General features: G+C 39.5%; 5 protein-coding genes. 1 reads left to right on the top strand and 4 read right to left on the bottom strand.

The window, feature by feature from the left end; genetic code table 11:
* Positions 1 to 27: 27 nt before the first annotated feature.
* Entirely contained in the window at positions 28 to 4,263 is a 4,236-nt protein-coding gene (locus tag FJR08_RS06615) for a non-ribosomal peptide synthetase (RefSeq protein ID WP_168632621.1), read from the bottom strand.
* Complete coding sequence (locus tag FJR08_RS06620) at positions 4,260 to 11,957, bottom strand: non-ribosomal peptide synthetase (protein WP_168632622.1); 7,698 nt, start codon at positions 11,955 to 11,957, stop codon at positions 4,260 to 4,262. The genes FJR08_RS06615 and FJR08_RS06620 overlap by 4 nt, the downstream gene beginning before the upstream one ends.
* A 33-nt stretch (positions 11,958 to 11,990) precedes the next feature.
* Between FJR08_RS06620 and FJR08_RS23960 the strand changes: the two genes are divergently transcribed.
* Positions 11,991 to 12,119 carry a hypothetical protein gene (locus FJR08_RS23960; RefSeq protein WP_256369710.1) on the top strand — a complete coding sequence of 43 codons (129 nt, stop codon included), beginning with the start codon at positions 11,991 to 11,993 and terminating at the stop codon, positions 12,117 to 12,119.
* On the opposite strand, the gene FJR08_RS06625 is transcribed toward FJR08_RS23960, so the two are convergent.
* Together FJR08_RS06625 and FJR08_RS06630 are read right to left on the bottom strand one after the other, a co-directional pair.
* Positions 12,095 to 12,472: a nuclear transport factor 2 family protein gene (locus tag FJR08_RS06625; protein ID WP_168632623.1), complete on the bottom strand. Its 378-nt coding sequence runs from the start codon at positions 12,470 to 12,472 to the stop codon at positions 12,095 to 12,097. The two genes, FJR08_RS23960 and FJR08_RS06625, sit on opposite strands and share 25 nt — an antisense overlap.
* 72 nt (positions 12,473 to 12,544) lie before the next feature.
* Positions 12,545 to 15,754: a non-ribosomal peptide synthetase gene (locus FJR08_RS06630; protein WP_168632624.1), complete on the bottom strand. Its 3,210-nt coding sequence runs from the start codon at positions 15,752 to 15,754 to the stop codon at positions 12,545 to 12,547.
* Between the last annotated feature and the right edge of the window lie 2 nt (positions 15,755 to 15,756).

Here is a 15,756-nt window from a genome sequence, read left to right on the forward strand (position 1 = left end):
TAAAATTGAAAATCAAGAAAATTAGAATTAAGTCATCATTAACCGTAAGTTTGAAGTCAATATGTTTACATTGGGTTCATGAAGCATTTGACCGTGGGTTCCAGGTACAGATATCACCTTGACGTGATTTTGAGTGTATGCCTGCCATCCCCAGTCCGGTAAGTCGTAATCAGTAAGCGTTTGGAGTTCTCGCACCAGTATTTCCGGCACGTCTTCAGCGCGGAATAAAACAATCGGGGCAGAAATGGGATGAGCAGGCTGATAATCTACGTAATTGAGCGTCTGTACTCTCATCATTTGCATATTAGTTTTAAGTAAATCAAGGCTGGCGTGTTCCGGTAGGACATTATGACGGTATAAATAATCTGCCGCCAAATCCCAACGGGCTTGGTCATCGCGTTGAGCCGCTAAATCACCGTATTCTAAACCGAAAGAAACTCCTTTTAAAGCTTCGATTCGTTGGATTATTTGCCAAATCCAATCAATATCTGCTCTATTTTTGAAATGTTCCGGATTAGAAACCAATCCCGAATCCAAGATAGCTAGTAAACTCACCTTTTCACCTTGCTGCTCCAGTTGGGAAGCTATTTCAAAAGCGACACTACAACCGGAAGAGTACCCCAGCAATATATAAGGTCCTTGGGGTTGTTGTTGACGTAATTGGGCAATCAGTTGACTTGCGTGGTCAGCTACTGAGTGAGGAAGTATGCTCAGTCCGTCTCTTCCTGGTGCATCGAGTCCATAGACAGGATGTTCAGTGCCTAAATTGATTGCCAAATCTCGAAAATAGAAACCGTGTCCGTTGGAGCCAGATACGCAAAATAGGGGGGTGGCATCTCCTAGAGGCTGAATCGTTACTAAATCAGGATTTGACTCTTGAATCTCCCTATTACCTATGTGTTGTGCCAGTTGAGCAATAGTAGGATTCTGAAATAAACTTCTCAAGGCCAGTTGTTGTCCCAACTCTTGTTGCACAAGATTGAGTAATTTGACTGCCAATAAAGAATGGCCGCCCAAATCGAAAAAGTTATCATGAATGCCAATTTTTTGACGTTCAAGAAGAGCAGACCAAATTTGCGCTAATTGTGCTTCGACTTTGTGGCGCGGGGGTGTGTATGCAGCTTGAACGCTAATATTAGGAACAGGTAAAACTTTACGGTCAATTTTGCCATTGGGAGTTAAAGGTAACTTGTCCAATACGACAATTTGAGCAGGAATCATGTAATCAGGTAAACTCGATTTGAGGTAATTTTTCAAATCACTGCAAAAATCATCATCAATTCCCGTTACATAAGCAATTAAACTTTGGTTATTCTCAGTTTTATTTACAGTTACAACAGCTTCTTTAACTAATGGATATTGTAATAAAAGTGATTCAATTTCCCCTAATTCAATCCTAAAACCCCGTAATTTTACCTGCTCATCCATGCGTCCTAGATATTCTAAATTGCCATCATCTCTCCATCTTGCTAAATCCCCAGTTTTATAAATTCGCTCAACTTGACTGAATAATTCCACTTCAATAAATTTTTCGGCAGTAGTTTCAGGACGATTCAGATAACCTCTAGCTAAACCCACACCCGCAATGCACAATTCACCAGGAATAGTAGGGGGTAATGGTTGATGATGTCTATCTAAAATGTAAGTGCGGAGATTAGATAACGGTTGACCAATTAGTGGTTTTTTCCCATCGGGTTGACAAACAGCTATACTGGTACAAACTGTAGATTCTGTTGGTCCATAACCATTAAAAAAACTTCTTCCTTTTGCCCAACGGTTAACTAATTCTTTGGAGCAAACTTCACCAGCAGTAATTAAAATTTGCAAATCAGGTAAGGTGGCTTGAGGTAACAAAGATAAAACTGAAGGTGGGATAGTAAGATGAGTAATTTTGTGTTCAGTTAAAAAGTCAATCAGTTCTTGACTAGGTAACAAGGTTTCTTTTTTTGTTAGATACAAACAAGCACCTGCAGAAAGAGTAGGAGCAATTTCCCAAATGGAAGCATCAAAACTGAAATTAGCAAACTGTAGTACACGACTTTGGGGTTGAATTTGCAAAATTTCATCAACTGCCAAAATTAAATTTACCAGTCCTTGATGTTCAATCATTACCCCTTTGGGTTTTCCCGTTGAACCAGAGGTATAAATGACATAAGCTAAATTATCAGGCGTACTTTGAGGACTGGGATTTGCTGTTGATTCTTCAGCCAAATTTTCTGCATCTAAACAAATTACTTGCGGGGAGTTTACCAGTTCATTTAATGGTAATTTATTTAAGATCAAACTTTGGGTTAACAATATAGATATCCCAGAATCTTCTAACATGAATTGAATCCGTTCTGGGGGATAATTAGGGTCAATCGGTACATAAGCACTACCAGCTTTAAGAATACCCAAAACACCAATGATCATTTCTAAAGAACGTTCAACACTAATACCAATTAAAGTATCTGGTTGAACTTGGTAATTTTCAATTAAATAATCAGCTAATTGCTCGGCTTTTTCATTTAATCGTTGATAAGTTAGACTTTCCGATTCAAAAACTACAGCAATATTATGAGGATTTTTGGCAACTTGTTCTGCAAATAAATCAACAAAAGTTTTATCTTGAGGATAATCAGTTTGAGTTTGATTCCAGCGTTGTATTTGTAGCAGTTCCGTTGCTGTCATCAAAGGTAAAGTATTGATTGATTGGTGTGGATGATCAATAATTCCCTTCAGCAGCACTGTAAACTGTTCCGCCATGCGTTGGATAGTACCCCGTTCAAACAAGTCTGTAGCATATTCCCAAGAGCAATTCAACTGGTTGTCAGATTCGGTTACTAACAGCGTTAAATCAAACTTAGCGATCGCACCCTTGACTCCCAGCAATTCAGTATCTAACCCTGATAAATCCAAATCTGGACTAGCATTATTTTCCAGGGTAAACATGACCTGGAATAAAGGGTTATAGCTCATACTGCGTTCTGGTCGTAACTTTTCTACCAGCACATCAAAGGGAACGTCTTGATGAACATAAGCATCTAAACAAGTTTGGCGGGTTTGTTGTAAAAACTCAATACAACTTAGCTCTAGTTTGATTTGCTGACGCATAACCAAAGTATTGACAAAAAAGCCAATTAACCCTTCAGTCTGGCTATGGGTGCGGTTAGCAATGGGAGAACCAATACATAAGTCTTCTTGCCGACTGTAACGAGATAGTAAAATGCTCAAAGTAGCCAACAAGGTCATATATAAACTTACGCCTTGCTGTTGGCTAAAAGCATTAACAGCAGCAGTTAATTCCGGTGTAAGAGCATAGATATAGCGATCGCCTCTGTAACTTTGCTGTGCTGGACGGGGATAATCTGTAGGTAATTCCAGTAATGGGGAAGCATCACCTAGTTGATGTTTCCAGTAATTAATCTGCTTTTCTAATACTTCTCCTTGTAACCAGTGGCGTTGCCAAGTTGCATAGTCACTGTATTGAATCGGTAAAGGAGCAAAATTCGGGGTCTTACCTTGAGAATAAGCAGTATAAGCCTGCCATAACTCCCGCAAAAATACTCCCATTGACCAGCCATCACTGATAATGTGGTGCATATTGATGGCCAAAACAGATTTTTGCTCCCTTCGGCTTCGCTCAGGATAAACCTCCAATTGCAGCAGTTTAGCTTTAAACAAAGGGCCAGTATTTAAGTCCAAGTGTTGTTGTGCATGAGCGTCAATTAGATCTTGGATATTTGGGCATTGGGTATCTAAATCAAGCTCTCCCTTGTTCCCAGTCCCTAATTCCCGGCAATCTTGTACTGTTAAAACTGCGATTTCGTCTAAACTGCGGATGGCAACTTGTGGTTGTCCGGCAACTGTGGGAAAATACATCCTCAGACTCTCGTGCCGATTCAGCAGATCAGCCAAACTAGAATGTAGGGCATCAATATTCAGGTTGCCGTTCAGTTGTAAAGCGATCGGCATATTGTAAGTAGCTGATGACCCTTGGAGTTGTGCTAATAGCCAGAGACGTTGTTGAGCAAAGGACAGAAGCTTGGGAGAGTCAGCACTTAAAGCCGGAATTTCCGCTGTAGAAACAGCTTGTGTTTTAGCAGCTTTCAAGAAAGCGAGAATATCTGCCTTCTGGTCTTGAATTTCCTGCTTGAGTTCAGCAGTGAGGGCGTTTTTGCTAGTACGAATCCGTAACTTATCATCTTCAGCCCAAATTCGGCAGCCCATGTTCTGCAAACGCAGCATTAAAGAAACTATTTGCTGATTTTGTGTTATGGTCATAGTTCAATTTCCTCTTCGTCTGAGTTTAAAGGTTGTATATCTGTGGTTGTCGAATTAACCCAAATGCAGCTATCTATATAATTTGCCAAGTCAATGATAGTAGGAGACTCAAATACTTGACGCAGTGGCAATTCTACTTTGAAAGTGTCACGAATGCGGTAGCAAAGTTGGGTAGCTAATAAAGAATGTCCTCCCAAGTTGAAGAAGTTATCTTGTCGGCCTATGACCTCATATTTCAATAACTTCGCCCAAAGTTGAGCCAGCAATTTTTCGGTCTCCGTTACAGGCAACTCAATATCTGTGACTGCAACTTTTGGATCTGGTGCAGGTAAAGCTTTTCGGTCTACTTTGCCATTTGGTGTCAGTGGCAGTTTGTCCAAAACAACAAAATGACTGGGAATCATATAATCAGGCAGGGTTTTCTCTAAAAAGTCCCGCCATTCTGCTAATAAAGCTGGATCAATTTGATTGGTACGATATTGCAACGGTTGATTAGCGTAATTTTGCCAAGGTTTCAGCCGCCAATTGCCTTTTGTCGCAAATCTTGGGATTTTGTCTTCTTCAAAGATATGCCGTTGAAAAACAACATCGTAATCAGAAAATCCTGTGGAGCTATATTGGATAAAAGCCTTATAGGGCAAATCTCGCGCTAAATTTCGGAATGCTTCCGGTTCTATCCCTGATTTCACTTGGGCAATTGCCGCTTTTAAATCTGTGACAGTACCATCTAATTGAGGAATTTGTGCTAACAACGCCATTTCTGAAGTTAGACGTGCATTAGGAATACTCTTAATCCCTAGTAAATCTGGTTGCTCGGTTGTTAAAATTCTCTCAATTGTTGCCAGATTTAACTGTTGTTCTTGCCAATCTAAGCATTGAGGTTGAGTTAGGGGAATATCTACTTGATCTAAATGTAAAACAACATCATAACGAAAACGACTCATTTCCGTATGACTGTAACCCCGTTTTAATTCAATTTGGACGTGACTAATCCGAGAAAATCTTTGCTTGAGAGCGATAAAGAAATCAGGGTCAATCAGCAATTCTTCTTCCGTGCGAATCCTGTTTTGAATTTTTTGGCGCAAGTCCTGAATTGATAAGTCATCAGGGGCGCGATAAAATTCTGTGGTGGTGTGGAAAGCTGCTAATAAATGGAGATTTCGCACGTCCCCAATCAATATTTTTCCTTGATGGCTCACAGTTTTGATTACCCCTGCAATTACTGACAACAAGTAATCTAAAGAAGGGAAATACTGAATTACAGAATTAATGATTACCAAGTCATAAACATTGGATTCAATGCCATCAAACTGGTTAGCAGCACTTTGTTTTAAAGTAACTTTGTTTTGGAGAGATTGCTGTTTGAGATGTTGTTCAATATACTGCAATCCGCTCGATGCAAAATCTGTACCTAAATAATGTTGACAATGGGATGCAACTTTAAATAATAACATCCCTGTTCCGCAACCAATTTCCCAAACTCGTTTGGGTGCAAGTTCTAAAATTTGCTCAACTGTTGTATCACGCCATTCTTGCATGGCTGATCGCAAAATTGGCTCTCCTGTGTAGCTATCCTTCCAACCTGCAAGATTCAAAGTTGGATCATCGGTTGGTGTTGTTTGTTGAGTGTAGCTATCATTAAAAACTTGTTCCCACAATTCTACCTGTTCACTTTGGCTGGTATAGTCGCCTTCTGTTGTGGGGACAACATAAGTAACTAGACGTTGATAGCATTCGCTGTCTTCCCGCACCAAAACAACCGCTTCCTGAATTTTGGGGTGTTTGAGTAAAGATGCTTCAATTTCACCTAATTCAATCCGGAAACCCCGCAGTTTGACTTGATGATCGATCCGTCCTAAGTATTGTAAATTACCGTCAGGTAGCCACCGGGCTAAATCACCAGTTTTATAAATTCGCTCAGTTTTACCGAATAATTCCAATGTGATAAATTTTTCGGCAGTTAAATCGGGACGATGCAAATAGCCCTGTGCTAAACCTGCACCCCCAATGCACAGTTCCCCAGGAACACCGGGGGGCAGGGGTTGATTAGCATGATCTAAAATATAGATGCGAGTGTTGGCGATCGCTTTGCCAATGGTAGGTTCGTGCTGGGCATTTTTGGCAACTTTCGTAAATGCTGAATAAGTTGTGTCCTCAGAAGGTCCATAGAGGTTATAAACTTCTTGTACAGATGTATTTTGATATAAAGCTTGTACCAGGTTATTTCTTAAGGGTTCACCCGCTAAATTAATAACCTGTACACTGGACGGAATTACATTCATATTCAGGAGTTCAGCCGCCGCACTCGGTACAGTATTAATCAAAGTTATCGGGATCGAACTCTGATGTGCTTGCTCAATGTAGAGCGCATTTTCTACCAAAATTACACTCCCCCCTTGAGTCAGGGGGACAAAAATTTCAAAAATGGAGAGATCAAAACAGATTGAAGTTGATGCTAAAACACCTGCAAGCTGTTCTGTACTAAAGACTGAATGCGCCCAGTTTACGAATGCTACCGCACTAGCATGGGCAATAGCAACGCCCTTAGGTTTGCCTGTAGAACCAGAAGTATAAATTACATAAGCTAAGTCATCAAAATGAATGAATTTTTGAGGATTCTCTGTTGGGCTATCGCTCCAGGTGGGTTGATCTAAAAATACTAATTGGCAGGTACTTTTGAGTTTTTCTAAGGGAAGTTGCTGTGGCAGAGATTTCGTTGTCAGTAATACCGCAGCATGACTATCTTCGAGCATTAAATGAATGCGTTCTTGGGGATAACTCGGATCAATTGGTAGGTATGTACCACCTGCTTTGAGGATCGCAAATATGCCGATCAGCATTTCCAGCGATCGCTCCATGCAAATCGCCATCAATGGGGGATCAGATAATTGTTGCTGACTTTTGAGTTGCAATAAATAATTTGCTAGGCGATTCGCTTTTTGATTGAGTTCTTGATAACTCAAGCTTTGATCTACCGACACTACTGCAATTTGATCGGGCGTTTTTGCAGCCTGATTTTCAAACAAACTCACCAAAGTATGATTTTGAGGGTAATCTGTCTCAGTTTGATTCCAAACTTGCAGTTGTTGGATTTCTGCGGGGGTGATGATGGGTAGCTGATAAATCGGTTGTTGGGAATTTTGAACTATTGCTGTGAGCAAAACTTCAAAATGTGCCGCCATGCGCCTAATGGTTGAGGCCGCAAATAAATCTGTGGCATATTCCCACATACAGTGTAGTTGCTCGTCTCTTTCGCTCAAATCCAGCAGGATATCAAACTTGGCAAATGGGAAACTTTGTTCTAAGTATTGAATCTCCAGCCCTGGTAAATGAACCTTCGCCCCTGCTCCAACCGCATTTTGCAACACCATCATCACTTGGAACAAGGGATTGTGGCTGAGACTGCGTTCTGGTTGTAACTTTTCAACTAAATACTCAAAAGGAATGTCTTGATGAGCATAAGCATCTAAGCAAGTTTGGCGAGTTTGTTGCAGTAACTCACTAAAGCTTTGCTCTGACTTGATTTTGCTTCGCAATACTAAGGTATTGACAAAAAAGCCAATTAACCCTTCTGTATAGCTATGGGTGCGATTAGCGATCGCAGAACCAACACATAAATCCTCTTGGCGGCTGTAACGGGATAGTAAGATATTAAAAGCAGTCAACAGGGTCATAAATAAACTCACCCCTTGTTGTTGACTAATAGCTTTAAGTTTCTGAGTCAGTTCTTTGCTCAAAGAAAATTCTTCCCGCTCACCTTGGTAACTTTGTTGCGCTGGACGGAGATAATCAGTGGGTAATTCCAGCAAGCGAGGCGCATCCCCTAGCTGTTGTTGCCAATAATTTTCTTGAGTTAATAAGGTTTCCCCTTGTAACCAACTGCGCTGCCAAGCTGCAAAATCACTATATTGAATCGCTAATGGTGACAAGTTCGGCACAGATCCCGCAGCATAAGCAGTATAAGCTTGTTCCCATTCCCGCTTAAATACTCCCATGGACCAGCCATCACTAATAATGTGGTGCATATTAATTAGCAGGACATTTTTCTGCTCACTCAGTTGCAGCAGTTTCGCTTTGAACACTGGACCAGTATTTAAGTCAAAGGATTTTTGAGCGTGAAGATCAGATAAATGTTGCACAGTTTCCCCTTGAGTTTGGGGAGGGAGTGCTTGTAAGTCGGCAATTTCTAATACTTCTATATCTTCGACATTTTTAACTACTACTTGGGGTTCTCCCTCCAAAGTAGGGAAATAAGAGCGTAGACTGGTATGCCGTTCTAGCAGATAAGTTAAACTTTGCCGCATAGCTTCTAAATTTAGGTTGCCATCTAGTTGAAAGGCCACTGGCATATTATAGGTAGAAGAAGTTCCTTTCGCTTCCAGTTGAGCGATAAACCAAAGTCTTGATTGGGCAAAAGACGGAGTTTTTGGTTCATTTTCTGGCTGGGGTGAAATGGGAGGTAAAGCAACACTCGCAGATGCTTGATTAATTTCCTTCGCTAACTCAGATAAAATGTTTTGCTCAAATATCTTACGAACAGGTACTTCTACCCCGAAAATATCACGAATTCGGGTAACTAATTGAGTAGCTAACAGGGAATGTCCACCTAATTCAAAGAAGTTATCAGAACGACCAACAGATTTAACTTTTAATAAACCTTGCCATAAACTAGCGAGTAGTTCTTCTGTGGGAGTTACTGGTATTTCCAAATCAGTAGAAGCGGTTGTATCTGGTGCTGGTAATGCGCGGCGATCTAGTTTACCATTAGCAGTCAGAGGAAATTGATCCAAAACCATAATCTGGCTAGGAATCATATAATTTGGGAGGCGATTTTTGAGGTATTCTCTCACTTTTTCAGCTACATTGGCGGATTTTTCTGTTGCCATAATATAAGCTACTAATCTAGGATTATTATCAATTTCATACAAAATGACAACAGCTTCTTGAACTAATGGATGTTGTAATAACAGTGATTCAATTTCTCCGAGTTCAATTCTAAAACCCCGTAATTTTACTTGCTCATCAATCCGACCCAAATATTCTAAATTCCCCTTAGCATTCCATTTTGCTAAATCACCAGTTTTATAAATGCGCTCAGTTTTACCGAATAAATCAATTTCCATAAATTTTTCGGCTGTAATTTCAGGACGATTGAGATAACCTCTAGCTAAACCAACCCCAGAAATACATAATTCTCCTGGTATTCCTGGAGGTAATAGTTGATTGTTTCCATCTAAAATATAGATATTAGCATTAGGTATTGGTTTACCAATTGCTGGTTTTTCGCCATTGGGTTGACAAAGATAAATAGCTGCGGTCACAGTAGATTCTGTTGGACCGTAGCAATTATATAAATGTTGTTCTCTTCCCCATTGACTTACTAATTCAGCCGGACAAGCCTCTCCTCCAACAGTTAAACATTGTAAATCAGGGAAACTCGCCTTTGGTAAGACAGATAAAGCTGAAGGTGATAAAAAGCCGTGAGTAATTTTGTGTTCAGTTAAAAAGTTAACTAAGCTTTGACCAGGTAACAAAGTATCTTTATTGCCTAAATATAAACAAGCACCTGCTGATAAAGCAGTCGCAATTTCACCAATAGATAAATCAAAACTAAAAGACCCAAATTGCAGTAAGTGGCTGTAATTTTGAACTTGAAAAGTTGTAGTCCAGGCTAAAGCTAGATTGACAATTGCCCGATGTTCAATCATTACCCCCTTGGGTTGTCCTGTTGAACCGGAAGTATAAATAACATAGGCTAAATTATCAGGCTGGCTTTGAGAATGAGGATTATCTGTTGTTTCTTGAGCAAAATTTTCTGGATCTAAACAAATAACTTGAACAGAATTTTCTAAATTATCTAAAGGTAATTGCTCTAATAAAAAACTTTGTGTTAGTAATACCGATATCTCGGAGTCTGCTAACATAAACTGAATCCGTTCTTGGGGATAATTGGGATCAATTGGTACATAAGCACCACCAGACTTGAGGATACCAAGTACACCAATAATCATTTCTAAAGAACGTTCAACAGCAATACCAATTAATTTATCTGGTTGAATTTGGTGATTTTTCAGTAAATAATTAGCTAATTGATTGGCTTTTTTATTCAATTGTTGATAAGTTAGCTGCTGAGATTCAAAAACTACAGCAATATGATCAGGATTTTTAATAACTTGTTGTTCAAATAAGTCCACTAAAGTCTGATCGCGGGGGTATGATGTTTGAGTTTGGTTCCAATTTTGTAGTTGCTGAATTTCTGTTTCTGTCAGCAAGGATAGAGTATTAATTGGTTTATTGGAATGATCAATAATTTGCTTCAGTAGAACTTCAAAATGTCCCACCATTCGTTGGATTGTTTCAGATTCAAATAAATCAGTCGTATATTCCCATTCTCCTGTTAAACCTTGCGGTGTTTCTCGGAAAATTAACGACAAATCCAACAAAGTCGTTGTATTTTCCCATGTAAATGGGGTCAGGGTTAATCCATTGGTTGACAATATTTCTTGAGTTTCATTTTGAAAACCAAAAACAACTTGAAATAGAGGATGATGAGAAAGCGATCGCTCTAATCCCAGTTCATCAACCAGTTTTTCAAAGGGCAAATCCTGATGATCATAAGCATCCAGAGTTACTTGTTTGACTCGTTCCAGTAATTCTTTAAAAGTTGGATTCCCTTGTAGATTAGTTCGCAATGCTAGAGTATTGACAAAAAAGCCAATTAGTGACTCTGTTTCCTGGCGGTTACGATTAGCGATCGCTGAACCAACTACAATATCCTCTTGTCCAGTGTAGCGTGAAAGTAAGAGCGTAAATACTGTCAATAAAGTCATAAACAGAGTTGTTCCTGACTGTTGACTTAAATGCTTCAACTGCTGAGTTACATCCTGATCAAGTTGCAAAAACTCACTACTTCCCCGATAGGTTTGCGTGGACGGGCGGGGTCGGTCTGTCGGCAATTCTAACAGCGGCGGAACTGCGGCTAATTGTTTTTGCCAGTAATTGAGTTGATTTTGCAAAACATCGCCCTGTAGCCATTGTCTTTGCCAGTGGGCAAAATCCGCATATTGCAGCGATAATTCTGGCAGGGGAGAGGATTCTTGTCTACAAAAGGCAGTATAAAGGGTGAACAATTCCTGACGGAAGATTCCCATTGACCAACCATCACAAACAATGTGATGAATGACAAGCAACAATAAATGGGATTGGTCAGCTAGTTGCAACAACTTTACCCGCAGCAAAGGCGCATTTGATAAATCAAAGGACTGTTGTAATTCTGTTGTAGCTAAATGCTGGGCTTTGCTTAACTGATCTTCTGCTGTTAATTGTCGCCAGTCCAGCACTTGCATTTTCATTTGCGGATGAGGATGAATCACCTGTATAAGTGACTCATTGATCACACAAAAATTAGTACGTAATACTTCATGACGGTGGACAATTGCTGTTATAGCTTGTTCTAAAGCATTGATATTCAGCAATCCGCTAATTTGCCAGAAAAATGGGACATTATAGACGCAGTTTTCGCCTTCTAGTTGGTCAATAAACCACAGTCTTTGTTGAGCAAAAGAAAGAGGCAAAAATTGATCCCTTGATACTGGTGTAAGCTGTGGAGATTGTTGTTGTTTTTTTAGTTTTTGTAAGACTAATTCTCGCTTTTCTGGTGAAAGATTTTCCAGCCGTTTTAGTAAATCGCTCATATAAGTAAGTAGGGTTTGCTGAAAAAGTTGTCTGTGAGGGCTAGGAGTCAGGAGTCAGGAGTCAGGAGTCAGGAGGAAGAATTAGAAGAAGAGAAGAATAGTATTGAATTTGGTCAAGTGATAGGCTTTACTGTCACTTATACTGCTGGTCGAAAAAAGTAGCTGCGTCGAGTTTTAAATTTGCCATTTGCAAAAGAATACACATCAGCAAAACGCTCATTAATTTGAGAGCCATTTTTATTGATACCAATAAACTGCCCCCAGCAAGAACCCCAATTATTGTCAATTACAATATGTTCAATGCGATGTTCACCAGAGGCAATAATTCTCTCATGCTGATAAAAATTGAGTAATTCATCAAGTCCCATAAAAGGCTGATAACCGGGACGTTCATAGATAATACTTTGATCAAAGCACTGCACTAATAAATTCCAATCACGGGAATCAACCGCAGTAAATAAAGTCTTAATTAATTGCTGTTCGGTAGCAATATTGGACAATGTGATATTCGACATATTTTCGCTCTTGGTGATTTGGTATTTAGTATTATCAAATTGCTAAATTAAATTAAATTATCAAATAAATTATCAAAACATTAATGCTTGTGTTACCTCTTCATCTGATAAACCATCAACTTCGCCTAAAATATGGGCTAGGGCATCATTTTCTGCTTGTTCAATTTGTTGTTCCATAACCTTTTGGGCAAGTTCAGCAATTGTGGGATTCTCAAATAAATAACGTAAAGGAAAATCTAGAGAAAAGGCTTCTCTTAATCGAGAAATCACTTGAGTAGCGAGTAAAGAATGTCCTCCTAACTCAAAAAAGTTATCATAAATTCCCACCTGTTTTAATTTCAAAACTTCAGTCCAAATTGTTGCTAATTCTTGTTCTGTAGCCGTGCGAGGCAGCACAAAATCAACCTCTACATTTCTTTGGAAACCTTCGGGAATAGGCAAACCAAGGCGGTTGACTTTACCATTAGGAGTGAGGGGAAATGCTGATAAAACTACGAAAGCAGTAGGTATCATGTAATCTGGTAGCTTTTCCTTGAGGAAATTTCGGAAGCTGCTAGAAGTAGGTGAATTATCCTTCGTAACCAAATAGGCTACTAGGAATTTCTTCCCTGACTCATCTTCCCGTGCAATAACTAGAACTTGTTTGATGTCAGGATTTTGCATCAAAACTGCCTCAATTTCTGCCAATTCAATCCGAAAACCGCGAATTTTTACTTGGGTATCAATTCGACCGATAAATTCTAGATTTCCATTAGGTAGACGGCGGACTAAATCTCCGGTTTTGTAAAGGGTATCTCCTTGAATAAAGGGATTAGGAATAAACTTTTCACTGGTTAATACGGGCTGATTTAAGTAACCCCTCGCAACACTCGCACCACCCACATAAAGTTCACCAGGGATACCAATTGGCACTCGATGTAAATTTTCATCTAATATGTAAACTGTGCGATCGCCAATGGGTTTACCAATAGGAATAGAATGGATATTTTCAGTAATTTGTTTAGGAATGGCATAACAACAGGTAAATACTGTACATTCTGAAGGTCCATAACCGTTAATTATTTGCGTTTCTGGCAAGATTTCTAAAGCGCGACGAACATGATCTACAGAAATAGATTCTCCCCCAATGAGTAGTTGTTTAACTCCCGATAACCCTTGTGGCATTGTATCAATCATCAGATTGAAGAAAGCGGAAGTTAGCCAAAGGATATTAATTCCTTGTTCTTGGATAATGCGGGTTAAGCCTGCTGGTGTGGGAATTTTCTCTGGATAAAGCACACAACGTCCACCGTAAAGTAATGATGGCCAAAGTTCTAGCGTGAGTGCATCCCAAGAAATTGATGAATGTTGTAGCCAAATTTTTTCTGCATCAAGGTGAACATAATCAACTTCAAACATAAAACCCATGAAGCTACGATGAGGAACTTCTGTGCCTTTTGGTGTTCCTGTCGAGCCGGAGGTATAAATGATATAAGCTAAATTTTCTGGATTAACTTCACTGTTTAAATTGTCTTGTTTGTATTGGGCAATAATTCCCCAATCTGTGTCAAGATTCACCACAGTTTGATTATTCAGTGGTAGTCCATTTTGTAAATGAGTTTGTGTTAGTAAGATCGGTGTTTGTACATCTGCTACCATGAACTCTAATCTTTCGGGAGGATAAGCTGGATCTAGGGTAAAATAAGCCCCACCAGCTTTGAGAATGGCCAGAATACCGATGACCATTTCTAGGGAACGCTCAACACAAATTCCCACTCGGACTTCGGGTTTAACTCCCAGTGATTGCAAATAATGGGCTAATTGATTGGCGCGGTTATTTAATTCTCGATAAGTTAAATGTTGTTGTTCATATATAATTGCTACTGCATCAGGGCTTTTTTCTACCTGTTCTTCAAATAAAACATGAACACATTTGTAATTAATAGTATTTGTTGCTTGTTGATTTTCTAGCAGCATTAATTCTTCTGCTTCGGCTGCACTCATTAGAGATAAGTCAGAAATATTTTGTTGTAAATTAGCTGCCATTCCTGTTAGCAATGTCAGGAAATGTCCAATCATGCGAGCAATTTTCTTGTCGTCGAAGCAGCTAGTATCATAAACAATTCTGCCAGCTAATTGCAAACCAGGATTAATAACTATCGTTAGCGGATAATTTGTGCGTTCAAAACAACTAATATGACTAATTTCTAAAGTTTTTCTGGTCTCTTGTGGGGAAGAATCTAATGGATAATTTTCAAAGACTAAAAGACTTGCAAATAGTGGCAATCCGGGGAGAATATCACTCTGATTTTGAATTTCTGCGAGAGAACAATAAGCATACTGTTCTTGTTCTAATGCTTGGGTTTGTAATTGCTTGAGCCAGGGTAATAATTCTGTCTTGTTGGTAATTTTGACTCGGATGGGGAGAGTGTTAATTAATAGTCCTACCATTGAGTCTACTTGCTCCAGGGTCGGTGGACGACCGGATACAGTTGCACCAAAGATGACATCACTTTCCCCACTGTAGCGGGAAATTAATAACCCATAAGCTCCCTGTACCAAATTATTCAAGGTTAAATGCTGCTGTCGCGCCATACCTTGTAATTTTTCAGTGACAGTTGGCGATAATTGGAAATGCTGTTCATGATATATTCCCTCTCCCTTGGTTTTTCCCAAAAAGGTCGGAGTTTCAAAACCCTGGAGGGTTGTTTGCCAAAATCTCTTGGCTTGATCAATATCCTGTTGTTGTAACCAATCAATATATTCTCGATAGGGACGAACAGGTTGGAGGTATAAATGTTCGCCTCGCTGTTGTGCTTCATAGAAAGCTAAAACTTCTTTGAGGATAATCTGCATTGACCAGCCATCAAATAGGATATGATGATGACTCCAAATAAGTTGATAGGTCTGCTCTGTTAATTGGATGAGGGTGAAGCGCATTAAGGGAGCAATACTCAGATCAAATCCTTTTTGGCGATCGCTCAACAAAAAATCCTCTAAGTTATTTTGTTGTTCATCAGCTGTGAAATTTCGCCAGTCTATTTTCATCCACGGGATATCCACTTGCTTACTTACCATTTGCAAGGGCTTTTCTATCTCCTCCCAATAAAAAGAACTGCGTAATACTGAGTGTCTTGCTACAACTTGTTCCCAAGCTTTTTGGAACGCGGGAAAGTTCAATTCCCCAGAGAGGATACAAAGCAACTGCTCAAAATAAACTTCTGATTCGGGTGCATAAAGGGTATGAAACAACATCCCTTGTTGCATGGGCGAAAGTTCATAAAGGTCTTGGATATTTTGCATGA

Origin of the sequence: Dolichospermum sp. UHCC 0260, assembly GCF_009711985.1 — a bacterium.
Classification (GTDB): domain Bacteria; phylum Cyanobacteriota; class Cyanobacteriia; order Cyanobacteriales; family Nostocaceae; genus Dolichospermum; species Dolichospermum lemmermannii.